At 55.6% G+C, this 16882-nt stretch carries 10 protein-coding genes; 8 read left to right on the forward strand and 2 right to left on the reverse strand.

What is annotated here, in order from left to right; genetic code table 11:
• Positions 1-104 precede the first annotated feature (104 nt).
• From C2E19_RS05055 to brxL, 8 genes are all read left to right on the forward strand, one after another.
• Positions 105-998: a WYL domain-containing protein gene (locus C2E19_RS05055; protein WP_057429190.1), complete on the forward strand. Its 894-nt coding sequence runs from the start codon at positions 105-107 to the stop codon at positions 996-998.
• Complete coding sequence (locus C2E19_RS05060; RefSeq protein WP_057429191.1) at positions 998-1777, forward strand: hypothetical protein; 780 nt, start codon at positions 998-1000, stop codon at positions 1775-1777. The genes C2E19_RS05055 and C2E19_RS05060 overlap by 1 nt, the downstream gene beginning before the upstream one ends.
• Positions 1770-2315 (forward strand): BREX protein BrxB domain-containing protein, encoded by a 546-nt coding sequence (locus C2E19_RS05065; protein WP_057429192.1) that lies wholly within the window; start codon positions 1770-1772, stop codon positions 2313-2315. The genes C2E19_RS05060 and C2E19_RS05065 overlap by 8 nt, the downstream gene beginning before the upstream one ends.
• Before the next feature lie 64 nt (positions 2316-2379).
• Positions 2380-5850 carry a BREX system P-loop protein BrxC gene (gene brxC, locus C2E19_RS05070; RefSeq protein WP_129388875.1) on the forward strand — a complete coding sequence of 1157 codons (3471 nt, stop codon included), beginning with the start codon at positions 2380-2382 and terminating at the stop codon, positions 5848-5850.
• On the forward strand, positions 5850-9377 hold the full coding sequence (locus C2E19_RS05075; protein ID WP_129388878.1) for an Eco57I restriction-modification methylase domain-containing protein: 3528 nt from the start codon (positions 5850-5852) through the stop codon (positions 9375-9377). The genes brxC and C2E19_RS05075 overlap by 1 nt, the downstream gene beginning before the upstream one ends.
• A gap of 3 nt (positions 9378-9380) precedes the next feature.
• Positions 9381-11174 carry a DUF262 domain-containing protein gene (locus C2E19_RS05080; protein ID WP_129388881.1) on the forward strand — a complete coding sequence of 598 codons (1794 nt, stop codon included), beginning with the start codon at positions 9381-9383 and terminating at the stop codon, positions 11172-11174.
• A gap of 31 nt (positions 11175-11205) precedes the next feature.
• Positions 11206-13524, forward strand: a complete 2319-nt coding sequence (pglZ, locus tag C2E19_RS05085) for a BREX-1 system phosphatase PglZ type B (RefSeq protein WP_164979404.1) — start codon at positions 11206-11208, stop codon at positions 13522-13524.
• 6 nt (positions 13525-13530) lie between these two features.
• On the forward strand, positions 13531-15573 hold the full coding sequence (gene brxL / locus C2E19_RS05090) for a BREX system Lon protease-like protein BrxL (RefSeq protein WP_217997746.1): 2043 nt from the start codon (positions 13531-13533) through the stop codon (positions 15571-15573).
• Between the two features lie 367 nt (positions 15574-15940).
• On the opposite strand, the gene radC is transcribed toward brxL, so the two are convergent.
• The gene (gene radC, locus C2E19_RS05100; protein ID WP_057429199.1) at positions 15941-16438 is read right to left on the reverse strand and encodes a DNA repair protein RadC; all 498 of its coding nucleotides are present in this window, start codon (positions 16436-16438) and stop codon (positions 15941-15943) included.
• A gap of 79 nt (positions 16439-16517) precedes the next feature.
• On the reverse strand, positions 16518-16790 hold the full coding sequence (locus C2E19_RS29125; protein WP_235814816.1) for a hypothetical protein: 273 nt from the start codon (positions 16788-16790) through the stop codon (positions 16518-16520).
• Positions 16791-16882 lie beyond the last annotated feature (92 nt).

Consider the following 16882-nt stretch of genomic DNA (forward strand, 5'->3'; position numbering starts at 1 on the left):
AGAGGCGCCAACACTATAGAAATCCCTGGTTCGTCGCTAAGATGCCCTGTTATCATCATTTTTAGCATGACTAATGATGGCAGTGTGGACAAGGATCAATTTAAATGCCGAATCTGGCACCGGGTGGAGCCTCACCTAATCAACGCGAACGCCTTTGGCAGATCGATTTCCTCGCGCGTTTTCGTGGTCAGGTGTCCCGGCAGGATCTGGTGCGTCGCTTTGGCATTGCACTGTCAAACGCCACTCGGGACTTCACTCTCTACCGTCAGTTGGCACCTGATAACCTGGATTATGACCACCGCGACAAGGTGTATCGCAGGGCTAAAGGCTTCCAACCTCTGTTCATCTATGATTGTGAACATACCCTGCAAACCCTGACCTGGGGCCAAGGGGTGGGATTGGAAGCCTGTGACCAGCCGATTCTTGTTGACTCTGCGCCGACACTGAATCAGCCCGATCTAGATATTCTGGCAGCGGTATCCCGTGCCATGTATGCAGCCAAGGCGCTGACCATCCGTTATGTGTCTGTTAGTAGCGGTGAATCTACACGTGAAATTGTGCCGCACAGCTTGGTCAATACTGGCCAGCGCTGGCATACGCGCGCCTATTGTAGATCGCATTCCGAGTTCAGGGATTTTGTGCTGACCCGCATCACCGTCGCAGACGAAGTGGACGGTTTGATCGATGCAACGGTTGAGTCTTTGGCTCAGGATCAGGAGTGGAATCGTGAAGTGGAGCTGGAGCTGATTCCGCACCCCCGCGCAACCTATTCCCGTGCCATCGAGTTGGATTACGGTCTCGACTCCGGGCAATCCATCAAACTGTCAGTCCGGGCAGTAATGGCCGGCTATCTGCTGCGGCGTTGGGGTGTCGACTGCAGTCCCAAGGCATCATTGCACCCTGATGAGTATCAACTGGCGTTGCGTGACCCCGAGTGGGTCGCAAACCAGGTCAACCTGTCCATTGCCCCTGGCTTTAATGATGAGAACGGCCGCTGATGAGCACGACCGAATCCCAACAAAAATTTGGCTTCAAGTTCGGCCGCAACGGTGCCCACTCCGCCCGCACCATGATGCTGGCAGAGATTACCGAGCTGTTTCATGGTCGTGGAATTGAGGCGAGCCTCGCCCAATACCAGGAAGACATAGAACTATTCAACGTGCTGCATAAGCCAACTGAGAAGGCAAGAAAGCTGACTTGGCGTCACCTGATCGACCTTTATGGCATGGATATCACTCTCCCGCTGTTCCGGACCTTTCGCCGTTTATGGGAGAGCGACGAATCCGCAAGACCCATGCTTGCTTGCCAAATGGCGCTGGCTCGGGACCCGCTGCTGCAACTGTCCCAAGACAAGATCCTTTCGCTGGCGTCAGGTCAATGGCTGCCCCGTGAGGAAATGGAGCAGGCGCTGGACGAGCAATGCCCTGATCGCTACAGCAAAGCGATGCTTAAATCTCTGGCGCAGAACGTCAACGGCACCTGGACGCATGCAGGCTTTCTGAAAGGGCGAACTAAAAAGCACCGTGCTGAGCCAGTGGTGCGCCCGGTCAACGTGGTGTTTGCCTTGTTTCTCGCTTATTTGCAAGGCGCCACCGGCAACCGGCTGTTTACCAGTAAATGGACCCTCCTGCTTAGCAGCCGCCAGGAGCGATTGCTGGAGTTGGCCCGTCAGGCCAGCTACAGCGGGATGATTAATTTCAAACACTCCAGTGAGGTGGTGGAAGTAACCTTCCCCGACTACCTGAGCAAGGAAGAGGAGTCCTGGTTGCATGAGTAACCGACTGAACCGCCTTATCAAGAGCTACGCCAACCATATCAGCCTGCCTTGGATGAAGGGCTTGGCCAATGAACAGCGGGTGTTGTTTGCCGTTTACCATAAAGAGGACGAGCTCAAACTGCGTGCCAGGGTTGAAGAGTTTCGACTGGCTACCGAAAGCGCCGGTCACCCGTGGCTTGAGCTGGATGTTACCCGCCTGTTCTCTGGCTGGATGGCCAAGCAGAAGTACCGCGAAGACTACTTTGAAGACCCGGATACCCTAGCTCCCAAGTATAAGACCTTTGTCCGTCAGTCGGTCGAAGAGCTAGCTGAACGAATCAACAACCAAGCCGATGATAAGACCGTTGTCGCCCTCATAGGCTGCGGCACCCTGTTTGGTTTTGCCTCGGTCTCTGACTTTGTTAAACAGCTGGCCGAGCATGTTCCGGGACGCCTATTGGTGCTCTTTCCAGGTGAGTACATTAATAACAGCTACCGCCTGCTCGATGCCCGCGATGGCTGGGGTTACCAGGCTACTGCGATCACCGCAGATAACTGATTCAGTCATATAAAGACACTAACGCACAGATTGGCGCAGTAGGCGCAAAGGGAGCATGCCCAGGATGTTGAACCGCGAGATTTACCAGCTCGACCCCCAGCAGAATCGCCTGGAAAACAATGGTGTAGCTGAAGTTAAGGACGACCAGTCAGCCCAGGCACTCAAGACCCTGCGCTACGAGTTGCAAACCTTTGTCTGCGATGGTGAGTACCAAGCCGGGCTCGACAAAATACTGTCTGCCTACCTGCGCAATTTGGGCGGCCAGCACGAACAGCCCGGTGTGTGGATCTCTGGCTTCTTCGGTTCCGGTAAATCGCACCTGGCCAAAATGCTCCGCGCGCTGTGGACTAACCAGCCGTTCAGCGATGGCGTCTCTGCTCGCGATATTGCCGATTTGCCGCAGGAGGTCATAGACCACTTTAAGGAGCTGAGCAACGCCGCAAAACGCCACGGCGGTCTGCATGCCGCCTCTGGTACTTTGGGCTCCGGTGCTAACAACAACGTGCGTCTGGCGCTGCTCAACATTGTGTTCAAGTCCGCCGGTCTTCCCGAGCAGTACCATCAGGCCCGCTTTGTGCTGTGGCTGAAAAAGCAGGGTATTTTTGATCGGATCAAAGACAAGGTCGAAACTGCGGGCGACAGCTGGGACGACGAGCTAGAAGACCTCTACGTTTCCCGAAGCATTGCCGGGGCACTGCTTGAGGTAGACAGCACCCTGGGCGATGACATCAAAGGTGTGCGCCAGCTACTGCGTGAGCAGTACCCAAACGTTCAGGATGTCACCAACCAGCAGATGGTCGATGCTATTTACGACGCCCTATCCAAAGAAGGTCAGTTCCCGCTAACCTTGGTGGTGCTCGATGAGGTGCAACAGTACGTCGGCTCCGATACCGACAAAGCGCACCAAGTCCAAGAAGTAGTAGAAACCTGCTGCAAGCATTCTATCTTCCAGAACAAGCTGCTGTTTGTTGCCACCGGCCAGAGCGCCCTGTCGGGCATGCCTAATTTGCAGCGTCTGCTCGGTCGCTTCCAGATTCCAATTCAGTTGTCCGATACCGATGTCGAGTCGGTGATCCGCAAGGTCATCCTTCAGAAAAAAGCATCGGCCAAACCGCAGTTGGAACAGGTGCTGAAGTCCCATCTGGGCGAGATCTCGCGCCAGCTGCGTGGTACCAAAATCGAGCATCATCAAGATGACGAAAAAGTCATGTTGGCCGATTACCCGCTGCTTCCTGTGCGCCGCCGCTTCTGGGAGCGGGTGCTGCGTATTGTCGACACCACCGGCACTGTTTCGCAATTGCGTAACCAGCTCAAGGTCATCCACGAAGCCGCTCAGGCCACCGCCGATTTGCCGCTTGGCCATGTGGTGCCGGCGGACTTCATTTACAACCAAATCGCAGTCAACCTGCTGCAAACGGGCGTAATCTCCAAAGAAATTGCCGAAACCATTGCTCGCCTGTCCGCCGGCGATGCTGACGATAAGCTCAAGTCGCGCATTCTAGGGTTGGTGCTGCTGATCGGTAAACTGCCTTCAGATCCCACCGCCGACTGCGGAGTGCGGGCCACCGCCGACATGCTGGCTGACCTGCTGATTGATGACCTCAATAGTGGCAAAGATTCTATTCGTACCAGCGTGCCTAAACTGCTGCAGGCATTGGCCGACGAAGGTCTGGTTATGCCTATGCAAACCAGCACCGGCACCGAGTTCCGTTTGCAAACTCAGGAGAGTGCGCAGTGGTACGACACACTTCGCCAGGAAGAAGCCGACCTGCGCGGCAATATGCAGCGTATCGAAAATATCCGCGTAGACCTGTTGCACAAAGAACTGCGCCGCCAATTAGCCCAGGTGCGTCTCACCCAGGGCAAGTGCAACGAGCCGCGCCAAGTTATCCCTTGCTTTGACGCCGAGTTGCCCAAAGACGCCAAAGAAAAAGTCTACGTCTGGGTGCAGGACGAGATCGGATTAGGCATAACGGAAAAAAGCTTTCTTGCAGATGCTCGCAGTTGTCACCCCGGAGATCCTACTATTTTCGTATTTGTGCCGGGACGTAATCGCTCCGAGTTAACAAACGCCATCCTTGCCGAACACGCAGCTCACGCCACCTTGGAAAATCGCGGCATCCCCAATACCGATGCCGGCAAAGACGCCCGCAGCGCGATGGAAACCCGCTACCGCGATGCGCAAAAGCAGGTGCAAGCATTTCTGCGCGAAATCTTCGAAGGTGTGCAAGTGCTTCAGGCCGGAGGCAACGAAGTAGACGGCAACACGATTGCTGAACGAGTAGAAACCGCTGCCAAAGCCTCGTTGATTCGCCTCTATCGCGACTTCGATGCCGCCGACCACCCCGGCTGGGGCAAGGTATACGACCGCGCCAGTAAAGAGGGTGGGCAAAACGCCCTGGAAGCACTGGGCTACAGCGGTGATGTCGAACAGCACCCGGTGTGTGCGGCCATCAAGCGCTATATCGGGGTATCGAAAAAAGGCAGCGAGATCCGTGAGCACTTTCTGGGCGGCTCCTACGGCTGGCCGCAGGACGCCATCGACGGCGGTCTGGCCGTCCTCATGGCCACTGGCATTCTCATCGCCTACGACAACCGCAATAACCCGGTTACCGCCACAACGCTGGATCGCAAGCAGATCACTCAAACCAGCTATAAGCCGGAAAGCATCACCATCCGCCCGGTAGACCTGATCAAGATACGTGGTGTACTCAGCAGCAGCGGCATCGATTGTCAGCCCGGTGAAGAAGCTAGCAAGCTGCCACTTCTGGCTGAAAAAGGTCGTGAACTAGCCAAGCGCGCCGGGGGGGAAGCCCCTCTGCCGAAAACCCCCGACAGCCGTATTTTCGACGAGCTGGCGCGTCACTCTGGTAATGCACAACTCAAGCATGTGCTCGATGAGCAAGACGCCATAAAACAGGCGGTCAAAGCTTGGGCCGATATTGCCCAACGTATCGAAGCGCGGCGCAGTGATTGGGCGCGGCTCAAAAACCTGCTCGATCTTAGTCGTGGTCTGTCTTTCCATGCTGCTATCCAGACCGAGGTGGATGCCATAGTCAGCCATCGATCCCTGCTGGATGACCCCAATCCGGTATCCGGCCTGGTTCAGCAGCTGGTTAATAAGCTGCGCGATGCCATCCAGTTTCATGTGCAGGCCTATCAGGACCGGTATGCCGAATGCCTAATCCAACTGCAGGCCGACAGCCACTGGCAGCAACTCAGTGAGCAGCAAAAAAGCGACATCCTCGGCAAACGTAAACTGCTTTCCTTGGCGCAACCGGCGCTGAACGACGCCGAGGCCATTATTGACAGCCTCAATGAAGTCAGCCTGGAGCAGTGGACAGATCGCACTGAGTCGCTGTCCAGTAAATTTGATAACGCACGCATGGAAGCCGTTCAACTGCTGCAACCCAAACTGCAGCGCATCAGCCTGCCGCGCAAAACCTTCGAGACCGAAGCCGACGTCGACACCTGGCTGGCAGAAGTGAAGCAACAGGTTCTCGACAAACTCAACGACGGACCGGTGACCTTCTGATGACTCGACAGCCCCTCGATAAAGCCCTTCGCCGTACGTTGGAAGCCACTGTCGTCAAAGCCCGCGACATCGCCGAGCAAGCGGCTACCCAGGCCGTCAAACGACTCGGCGTGGGCGATGCTAAGCCGGCCGACTATCTGAGTGATGAGCAGCGCAAGCTGCGCACCCGTCTGCGCGCCCATGGCCGTCAGCTAGGTGATAACAAAGATGCCAACGGCCAACAATCCATCCACAAGCTTGTCACAGAAGTCGCCTACGAACACTGGCACCGCATGTTGTTTGCGCGCTTTCTGGAGCAGAACAACTTGCTTATGTATGACGAGCACACGCAGTTGACCCTGGCCGAATGTAATGAGCTGGTGCAAGACCCGGATGTGGCTCGCGACGAACTAGAACGCCACTGCCAAAGTGGCTGGGAGCTGGCTGGGGTGCTGGCCTCCAAGATGCTGCCGCAAATTTTCCGTATCGACTCGCCGGTATTCGAGTTGGAGCTTGCCCCAGAACATCAGCGCAGCCTTGAGCAGCTGGTGACCGGCCTGGCTATAGAAACCTTCCAGGCCCAGGATAGCCTGGGTTGGGTCTATCAGTTCTGGCAGAGCAAGCGAAAAAAAGAAGTTAATGATTCCGAGGTTAAGATTGGCGCCGACGAACTCTCGCCGGTCACGCAGCTGTTTACCGAACCCTATATGGTCAGCTTTCTGCTGGATAACAGCCTGGGCAGCTGGTGGGCCGGTCAACGTCTGACCGATAGCGACTGGCAGCAGGCCAATAGCGAGCAGGAGCTGCGCGACAAAGCCGCCATCCCCGGCGTGCCACTTAAGTTTTTGCGGTTTGTAAAAGATGAAACTACCCAGCAATGGCAGCCAGCTTCCGGCACCTTCGATGCCTGGCCCAAACAGCTGAGTGAAATCAAAGCGCTCGACCCCTGCTGCGGCTCCGGCCATTTTCTAGTCGCCGCCTTTTTGATGCTGGTGCCCATGCGCATGCAGGCCGAGAATTTCACGGCCCAGCAGGCCATCGATCGTGTGCTCACAGATAACCTGCACGGCCTAGAGCTGGATCAGCGCTGCGTGGAGCTGGCAGCCTTTACTGTAGCGCTGGAAGCCTGGCGCTATCCGGACGCTGATGGCTATCGCAGCCTGCCGGAAATGCACCTGGCCTGTAGTGGTCTGTCTATCGCCGCCGCCCGCGATGAATGGAAAGAACTCAGCCGTAAGGCCGGCAAGCAGAACCTGACCATCGCCCTGGACTGGATGTACCAGACCTTCCAGGATGCGCCGGTACTCGGCAGTCTGATCAACCCACGCCACAGCAAGGCCGCACAAATCGCCCAGTGGAGCCAATTGCAGCAACTGCTAGGCGAGGCGCTGTCGCAGGAGCAAATCAACCAGCAGAGTGAAGCCGAAGCAGAGGTATCTGTCCGCACTAACCGCTTGGAAGCGGGCATTGTTGCTCAAGGCCTGGCAAAGGCCGCCGAGCTACTGGCCGGGCAGTACACCTGGGTCATCACCAACGTGCCTTACCTGGCGCGTGGTAAGCAGAACGATACCCTCAAAGAGTATTGCGAAGCCTATTACCCCGCAGGCAAAAACGATCTGGCTACGGTTTTCCTCGACCGCTGTTTGGAGTTTTGTACCCAAGGTGGCACGGCAAGTATTGTTTTGCCGCAGAACTGGCTGTTTCAAACAACCTATAGAAAGTTCCGAGAAAAGCTGCTGCAGAACGACAGCTGGCATTTGATTGCTCGCTTGGGGCCGGGTGCATTCGAGACCATCAGTGGTGAGGTGGTCAAAGCGATTCTGATTAGCCTGAGCCGAGGCAATGCGGCTGGCCAGTCGGCGGATCTGCTGCAAAGTGGCGAGCAGGACAACTGGATTCGTGGAGTGGATGTGTCCGAGGCACGAACCGCGGCAGAGAAGGCGGCGGGGCTGCTGGCGGATGAAGTGAAGAGTATGGAGCAGGGTAAGCAATTGGAGAATCCGGATGCTCGCGTTGCTTTAGATGTACTCGGAGTAGATACATTGTTAGCTGAGAGTGCAGATAGCTTTCTTGGTTTAGGGACAGGTGGGTTTGAACAGTTTGGGCGCTGCTACTGGGAATTTTATGAAAAGCCGAGTTGCTGGGATTGGCTGCAATCATCGGCACAGAATAGCGATGCAATGTTCGATGGATTGTCTCTGTTAGTCGCTTGGGATCATACAACGAACAGAGTTAGAGGGATGGATAAGCTATACCGTGAGAGAATTCATAATCAAGACCAGAGCGGGCAACAAGCATGGCACAAGAAAGGTATTTCTATTGCGCTGATGAAGGGGCTGCGTAGCTCTCTTTACCTTGGTAACCGCTATGATAAGTCTATGGCTGCGATTATTCCTCGTGATATGAAGAGCCTTAAAGCGATGTATGTATATTGCACCTCGCCGGATTTTCATGATCGAGTAAGGGAAATTGACCAAAACATTATAGTGGCCAATGGAACGTTGGTTAAGGTTCCTTTCGACTTCGGCTATTGGACTAGTGTCGCCGAAGAAAAATACCCTAACGGCCTACCCCAGCCTTTCACGAACAACCCTACCCAATGGATCTTCCACGGTCATCCCTGTGGCGCGGTGATCTGGGACGAACAGGCCAAGTGGACCGCCCATGGCGAACTGCGTGTCGATGACAGCGTGCTGCAAGTGGCTGTCGCCCGCCTGCTCGGCTACCGCTGGCCGGCGGAGCTGGATGCAAACATGGAGCTGGCCTCAGAACAGCGTGAATGGGTGCAGCGATGCCAAGCACTGGATGCCTATGTGGATGACGACGGCATTGTTTGCCTACCCGCCGTGCGCGGTGAAAAAGCTGCCGACCAACGCCTGGAAGCTCTGCTGCAAGCCGCCTACGGCGATGCCTGGACCACACCACTGAAAAACCGCTTGCTGGAAACCGTCGGCAGCAAATCCCTCAACCTCTGGCTGCGCGATAAGTTCTTCGAGCAGCACTGTAAATTATTCCAGCACCGGCCGTTTATTTGGCACATTTGGGACGGACTCAACGACGGCTTTAGCGCCCTGGTCAACTACCACAAACTCGACAAGTCCGGCCTCGAACGGCTGATCTACACCTATCTAGGTGACTGGATCCGCACCCAACAAGCCGGCATGGCCAACGGTGAAGACGGGGCTCAGGAACGGCTGCTTGCTGCCGAAGCGCTCAAGCACGAGCTGGAAGCTATCCTCGAAGGCGAAGCCCCCTACGATATTTTCGTGCGCTGGAAGCCCCAGGCCGAACAACCCATCGGCTGGACCCCTGATCTAAACGACGGTGTGCGCCTCAACATCCGCCCATTCCTGAACGCTCGCAGTGTCGGCAAAAAAGGTGCGGGCATTCTGCGCTGGATGCCCAACATCAAATGGGCCAAAGACCGCGGCAAAGACGTCGAATCCGCCCCCTGGTACACCCTCGGCCTGCAATACGACGAAGGCGAAGGCGCACGGATTAACGATCACCATCTGACGTTGGCTGAGAAACAGGCGGCAAGGAGCTAGTCCATGATCAAGTCCGTTTACAACTACCCGGTTTCTACCCTGCTCGATATCGAGAGTGGGGTGGTTTATGCCATCCCGCGGTACCAGCGTGAATACACCTGGAGCCGTGCGCAGTGGGATGCGCTGTTTGAGGATCTGTTGGACAACGAGCTGCATTATTTCCTCGGCTCGATCATCTGCATTAACCAGTCGCAAGATGCCCTGACTGTACAAAGCCTGGAGCTGGTGGACGGGCAGCAACGCATGACCACACTGTCTTTGCTGCTGGCGGCGGTCTATCAGAGCTACCGCACCCTGCCGAATCTGGGCATGGAGCAACAGATTGAGCTGTACAACCTCAAGCACAAACTGGTGCTGAAGAAAAAGTCGGATCAGCCACGCCTGATCCCCCAGGTGCAGAACAACAACCAACAGGACTACTTCGCGGTGCTCGGCCAGACCGGCATTTTGGACGATGTGGAGATTGTGCCGAATGCCGGCAATCGGCGGGTTATGAAAGCCTTTCGGCATTTTATCAGCCGAATTGAACTGTACCTGGAGCACAGTGCTGACCCCATTGTGAGCTTGCAGGCTCTGCTGGAGAAAGTGAACACCGCCACCCTGGTCAAAATTGAGGTCGCCGGGCATTCCGATGCCTACACCTTGTTCGAGTCGCTGAACAATCGCGGTGTACCGTTGACGGCCATTGACCTCATCAAGAACAAATTGCTCGCAGTACTGGAGTCCAAAGACCCTGGCAGCATCGACAAGCAGTACAACCGCTGGAAAAAGGTGATTGACGCCCTTGGTGATGACTACGCCGTGCAGGAGCGTTTCTTTCGCCAGTATTACAACGCGTTCAAACCCGATCTGAAGGATGTCGTTTCAGTACCGGTGGCCACCAAATCAAACCTGATGCAGGTGTATGAAAAGCTGATCGCCCATGATGCCGAGGGCTTTTTGCACGCCATGATTCGTCTGTCCAGTCGCTACGCTCAAATTGTCGGCTACCGTGCTGTGCCTGAGCAGCCCAAACTCTCCAGCTTGCTGCTCTCGCTGGACCGCATCCAGGGGGCTGCCGCTTATTTGCTTCTCATGGTGCTGATGGAGCGCCAAACCGAGCTGGAACTGAATCATGAGCACCTTGAACAGGCAGTGATCTTTCTGATTGCCTTCTTTGTTCGGCGCAACACGACCGACCTACCGCCTACCCGTGATTTGACCCGTATCTTCATGGATGTGGCCGAGACCATCCGTGGGCTACGTGCTGGTGATGTGGTCAATCATATTCAGCGCACGCTTCAAGCCGAAAGCGCTAGTGATGAGCAGTTCGAGAAAAGCCTCAGAGGTCCGATCTACGAAGACAATAAAGCGGTTTGCCGCTTTGTCCTTTGCGCCCTTGAGGAAGGCCGCATGACTCGCGAAACCAAGGTCGATCTGTGGGCGCTGAAAGGCAAGCAGTATGTATGGACTATCGAGCATATCTTCCCCCAGGGTGAAAACATCCCTGACAGTTGGGTGCAAATGATTGCCGATGGAGATGCGAGTCTGGCCGAGCAACACCGTCAGACCTACGCCCACTGCCTGGGTAACCTAACCATATCTGGCTACAACAGCGCACTGGGCAATAAGAGCTTTGCTGAGAAGCAAAGCCGCACCGACAGCCAGGGTCGGGAGGTCGGGTACAACAACGGTCTCTATCTGAACCATGCACTGGCCGCGGAGGACTGCTGGACCGTGGAAAAGCTGGAGGCGAGAACGATGCAATTGGTGCAAGAGGTACAGGCGAAGTATCCATTGGTTATTACGGTCACATGATCAAGCCTGCTCAATGAATCCAAGGATTGATATGAAACTGATTGATTTGCTGGCCAACGAAATCCGGAACAGCGCTGCCTACAACTCCAATGTGCAAGTCGCTCCCAGCGTAATTCTGTGGACGGACACCCTGCGCCAGTGGGAGCCAGCATTGCCATTGTTACGAGCTGCAATGCCTGAGCTGATCGTGTTGGGTGACTACGCCCCCGAAAAGAAAGTAGGTCCAGCCATCTGGATCAAATGTGTTGTGGAGAATGCGCTGCCCAGCATCGAGCTCCCAGCCGATCGAACGCCGATCCTGTATTTACCGGGCGTGGAACGCCGCGACTTGCGTGCAATCGGTGCTTGCCCGGACGACCTCAAACCGCTGGCTGAGCTGCAGTACCGAGGTTGTTGGTGGATCTACAACAACTCTGGCCGTGATTGGACGGTGAACGCCTTTCTGATCTCCAGTAACGGCGGAGCAGGGCTGGATGTCGCCAAGGATGAGAAATCCCAACAAGCCATGCTGCGTGTTTTACCTGAGATTCTGGAAAGCGAGCGTGATGAGCTGTGCAACCGCCGGCTCGAGGCTGCAGATTTCAATAAGCTAGTTAGCAGCGACCCGGTGCGTGATTTACTCAGTTGGATGAATGACAGCAAAAGCTGCCGTGAGCGCTGGGACGGGTCACGCTGGCAAGCACTGGTCGGCATCTGCGAAACCGAATACCACTTCAATCCTGAACAGGATGGAGAGTTGACGGCCGCCGAATTGCTGTGCCAACGCCAGGGTATCTGGGACGGTGTTTGGCAACGCTATGCTGAGTCTTGCCGCCACTACCCGTTCTTGCCGCAGTTAATGCTCAAGGTCCAGCCTGATTTGGCTTCCAGCGGTGAAAGCTATCCGGCTATCAATTTGAGTGAAGAGGGATACCTGGAGCAGACGCTACAGCAGTTGCTTGAGCAAGATGCTACTCAGGTTCGCCAAAGCCTGCAGACCCTTGAGCAACGGCATGCTCAACGGCGTACTTGGATTTGGTTTGAGCTTGATCTGGCTCCGTTGGCAGGCGTGCTTGGTCACCTGAGCCAAGTGGCTCAGAAGACCACAAAGGTCTTCTCCGGCGTTGATGCAGAGGAAATGGCGGCGCAGTATCGGGAGCACTATTGGCAGGCTGATGATCAGATGCTCAAAGCCTTGGCTTCCCCCTTGTCCGCAAGTCAGCAAGTTCTTGTGCAGCAGATCCTCGCGCTGATCTACACCCCATGGTTGGATGAGGTGACGCGCAATTTCCAAGGTGTGATCAAATCTAGGGGCTATCCGGGTAGCAACCAGGTGAATGAAGCCACGGCTGAGTATGCCGCGGGTGGTGAAGTGGTATTTTTCGTAGACGGCCTACGCTACGACATTGCCCAGCGTCTGAATCAGGCTCTGCAAGGATTGGGAGCAGTAACGCTTTCTACAAACTGGGCAGCTTTGCCTTCAGTGACGTCGACCGCGAAAGCAGCCGTAACGCCGGTGCATAACCGATTGACTGGCAGAACCACCGATCGGGATTTTGAGCCCAGCTTGCTAGACGAAGACAAGGACTTCTCAGCTTATTACCTGAAGAAGTTTCTGCAGGAAAAAGGCTGGCAATATTTGGATGAGGGCGATTCAGGCGATCCTGTGTCCAATGCTTGGGTTCAAAGCGGCGATATTGACAAAGAAGGCCACGTGAAGGGGCTCAAGCTGGCGGCGCGAATTGATACCTTACTGGCTGAAGTCGTGGAGCGGGTTGAAGAGCTCCTGGCTGCAGGCTGGCGCAAAATTCGCATCGTCACCGACCATGGCTGGATGCTGACGCCCGCACCGATGGTGAAGGTCGAATTGCCCAAACACTTGACCGAAACGCGCTGGGGCCGCTGCGCGGTCATCAAGGATTCTGTGGACAGCGGTTATCAACAGGTAGGTTGGTACTGGAACGGTGCCGTCAGTATTGCCATGGCTCCAGGTGCCTGTAGTTTCAAGGCAGGACAGCACTATGATCACGGTGGCCTAAGCCTGCAGGAGTGTTTGACGCCGGTGCTAGAGGTACGCAGCACACAAGTCCCAGTCACTACCTCAGCGATCTCTGCAACACTCTCGGATCTGCGCTGGGTGGGATTGACCTGTAAAGTCCAGGCGCAAACCAGTGCTGAAGGGGTACTGGCGGTACTCAGAACGCACCCGGCTGACCCGGATTCAGAGATCACCAAGCGCAAGCCGCTAAAAGAAGGCAAGTGCACTCTATTGGTAGATGACCAGTATGAGGGCACTACTGCTGTATTAGTGCTGCTGGATGACCAGGGCAACGTGCTCGCGAAAAAACCAACTTTGGTAGGAGACGAGTAAGTGGAAATGGATACGCTGGACCGTAAGTCCGCGGAGGTCTTTGAGGGGTACTTGGTTCGCAAAGACCTGGTGCGCACTTTTGCGCGTCAATTTCCGGTTCCGACCTATGTCGTCGAGTTCATGCTGGGTAGATATTGCGCTTCAACCGATCCCATTGAAATCGAAGAGGGTTTGGAAATCGTTCAGCGACAGCTGTCCGATCGTACCGTGCGTGCCGGCGAAGAAGAGCTGTTCAAGGCACGCGCCTATAAAACCGGCTCTGCCAAACTGATCGATATTGTCAGCGTGCGGTTTGTAGAAAAGGAAGGTGGCTACCTGGCGTCGTTGCCCAGCTTGAATCTCAATCGTGTGCGCATCCCAGACAAAATTGTTGATGACAACGAGCGTCTGCTGACCGGTGGCTTTTATGCTGAGGTGACGCTGGAGTACGACAGCATCATTGCTGAGGAAAAGGGGCACGCCTTTGGCATTGCAGAGTTGCGCCCCATCCAAATGTCCAAGCGCAATGTGTTGGATATCATGGCAGAGGCGCGCACCCGATTCGGCAGCGAAGAGTGGCGGGATTTCCTCACACGCTCCATCGGCCTGGAGCCAAGCGCGCTGTCACCGCGAGCTATAGACGCCATCATGCTTCGCATGGTGCCGTTCGTTGAGCGCAACTACAACATGGTCGAGCTGGGGCCGCGGGGCACGGGCAAGAGTCACCTATTTCAGCAAATATCGCCCTACGCGCATTTGATCTCAGGCGGCAAGGCGACCATCGCCAAGATGTTCGTCAACAACGCCAGCGGGCAGCGCGGCTTGGTGTGCCAGTACGATGTGGTTTGCTTTGATGAGGTCAGTGGGATCTCCTTCGATACCAAGGAAGGGATCAACATCATGAAGGGCTACATGGAGTCCGGCGAGTTCAGTCGTGGGAAGGAAAGCATTCGAGCCGATGGCTCCATGGTGTTTGTCGGTAACTTCGATGTCGATGTCGAACACCAGCAGCGAGTAGGCCATCTGTTTGGCCCACTCCCAGCAGAGATGCGTGATGACACTGCCTGGATGGACCGTATCCATTGCTATCTACCTGGCTGGGATGTACCTAAAATGAACAAGACTCTGACCACCGACCACTTTGGCCTGGTCAGTGATTTCTTCTCCGAATGTATGAGTCGCCTGCGTTTCCAGAGCCGCGTATCTGCCATGCAGAATCGCGTTCACCTGGGCGGAGCACTCAGTGGTCGCGATACCAATGCGGTCAACAAAACCGTCTCCGGCTTGCTCAAGCTGATGTATCCAGGTCAGGACATGGTTGTGTCCGACGAAGATTTGGAATGGGCTACTCGTTTAGGGCTTGAGGTACGGCGTCGGGTCAAGGAACAGCAAAAGCGAGTCGGAGCCGCCGAGTTTCGTAACACCCACTTCAGTTACTTCATCGGTGATGACGGGATCGAGAAGTTCGTGGCTACGCCGGAGCTGCGCGCCGACAACGAAATCGGTGATGACCCACTGGAACCGGGCCAGATCTGGACCATCAGCGAAGGTGGGGCGGACATCGACGACAACGCTGGCCTGTATCGCATCGAGGTGAATGAAGGCCCTGGATCTGGAGTACGCATACTCAATAATCCGGCACCCGCAGCCTTCAAGGAGTCGCTGCGCTATGCCGAGCAGAACTTGTATTCCAGAGCAACTCAGCTCATCGGAGACCGCGACCCACGCGCCCATGAGTTCTCCGTTCAGCTCAGAGCCTACGACGCCGCCAAACGCGGTTCCAAACTGGGCATGGCGGCGCTGATTGCGATGTGTAGCAGCTTGCTGAAAAAGTCGGTGAAGGGCGGAGTGATCGTCGTCGGCGAGATAAACCTGGGCGGCTCGATCGAGCCGATTAGCAGCGCAGTGAACATTGCCGAGCTGGCGGTAGAGAAGGGCGCAAGCGTGCTGCTCATGCCTGTCACAGCAAGGCGCCAGCTGTATGACCTATCTGATGACATGGCAACAAAGATCGACATCCAGTTCTACCAGGATGCACGGGATGCGTTGTTGAAAGCGATTGTGGAGTAGGGGGATGGAAGCCAACTGCGTACCGTTTAGCAATCATTGACGACTGCCTCAGAGCCGCCCTTGTCCACAGGGCAAGTCTGCGGTCTGAAGCTGCAGCAGATTGGGTGAAAAAAAAACCATACATCAACCGACGTCCATCGCCTGCTAGCGATGGGCGTCGGTTGATGCTTACGTTTATCCAGATGTGTTATTTGCAGTGCTCCGTAGCCGACTGAAAATCAGGCAAGTCAGTACAGCTGCAATCAGCAGTGGCGGAAACCGCACCATGAGAACCAAAAAAAGTAGCGCGGTCATGCACCCGGCAAGAATGCCGACGAACATGAACATGGTTGCGAAAATCAGTACCAGTCGCTTCATGCTTCTTCCCTCACAGGTAGCCCTGTTCCGCCAGCGATGTACAGCCGTCACTGCCAACGATGATGTGGTCCAGCGTTCTTACCCCAATCAGATTCAGCGCCTCTCTGAGCGTGTTCGTCAGCGAGCGGTCAGCCTGACTGGGCTCGGGATCGCCGGATGGGTGGTTGTGCACCAAAATCACGGCTGCGGCGTTTTGCTCTAGGGCGATCTTGACCACCTCCCGCGGGTACACGCTTGCACCGTCAAGGGTGCCTCTGAATAGCTCCCGAAAGCTGATTACCCGATGTTTAGTATCGAGCAGTAACAAGGCAAAAACTTCGTGCTCGTGATACTGCAGCAGTGTCTGCAAGTGGCTGAATACCTGCTTCGGATCAGTCAGTGCCCTGCCTTTAGACAGGCGACTCATCGCTAGTTGTTGAGCCATCTGCAGGATGTCGGCCTCTGTGACAGGGGATTCCATGACATAGGTTCCGGTCGTTTCACCGGCTTTGAGCTTGTGATATTTCATGCGAAAAATCCTTTTGAACACAGTGCGGCATAAGCGCTGCGTAACGCGCAGCACTGTCCGGGAAAAGGTGGGTTGTGGATCAGGCGGGCAAGTTGAAGCGATGACCACAGAGGAGGCAGAGATTGTTCGCCAGGACGTGACGATCCAGTTTTTCGCCAAGCTGAGCACCAAGCGCGCACCCTCCAACACCACCAGCGAGGCCGCCGAGGACTGCTCCGGAGATTGCGCCCAGGGTGAGACCTAGCGGTCCGGCAATAGCACCGACAGCAGCGCCGAACCGGCCGCCTGCTAGTGCAGAGCTTGCGCCCTGCGCCGCGCCGCCAACGGTGCCAATGGCTGCGCCAATTTTCATAGCGTTTCTGAGTGAGGAAATTTTGGAGGAGTTACAGAGGGGGCACTGCGATGACATGGGATGTCTCCATAGAGGGATTGTCATGGCAGTAA

Origin of the sequence: Pseudomonas sp. DTU12.3, from assembly GCF_004124275.1 — a bacterium.
GTDB classification, from domain to species: domain Bacteria; phylum Pseudomonadota; class Gammaproteobacteria; order Pseudomonadales; family Pseudomonadaceae; genus Aquipseudomonas; species Aquipseudomonas helmanticensis.

Excerpts from the sequence above, each read along its gene's own strand:
- C2E19_RS05080 (WP_129388881.1), top strand. The coding sequence starts at position 9,381 with ATGATCAAGTCCGTTTACAACTACCCGGTTTCTACCCTGCTCGATATC.
- C2E19_RS05065 (WP_057429192.1), top strand. The coding sequence starts at position 1,770 with ATGAGTAACCGACTGAACCGCCTTATCAAGAGCTACGCCAACCATATC.
- brxL (WP_217997746.1), top strand. The coding sequence starts at position 13,531 with ATGGATACGCTGGACCGTAAGTCCGCGGAGGTCTTTGAGGGGTACTTG.
- pglZ (WP_164979404.1), top strand. The coding sequence starts at position 11,206 with ATGAAACTGATTGATTTGCTGGCCAACGAAATCCGGAACAGCGCTGCC.
- C2E19_RS05055 (WP_057429190.1), top strand. The coding sequence starts at position 105 with ATGCCGAATCTGGCACCGGGTGGAGCCTCACCTAATCAACGCGAACGC.
- radC (WP_057429199.1), bottom strand. The coding sequence starts at position 16,438 with ATGAAATATCACAAGCTCAAAGCCGGTGAAACGACCGGAACCTATGTC.
- C2E19_RS05075 (WP_129388878.1), top strand. The coding sequence starts at position 5,850 with ATGACTCGACAGCCCCTCGATAAAGCCCTTCGCCGTACGTTGGAAGCC.
- C2E19_RS29125 (WP_235814816.1), bottom strand. The coding sequence starts at position 16,790 with ATGAAAATTGGCGCAGCCATTGGCACCGTTGGCGGCGCGGCGCAGGGC.
- brxC (WP_129388875.1), top strand. The coding sequence starts at position 2,380 with ATGTTGAACCGCGAGATTTACCAGCTCGACCCCCAGCAGAATCGCCTG.
- C2E19_RS05060 (WP_057429191.1), top strand. The coding sequence starts at position 998 with ATGAGCACGACCGAATCCCAACAAAAATTTGGCTTCAAGTTCGGCCGC.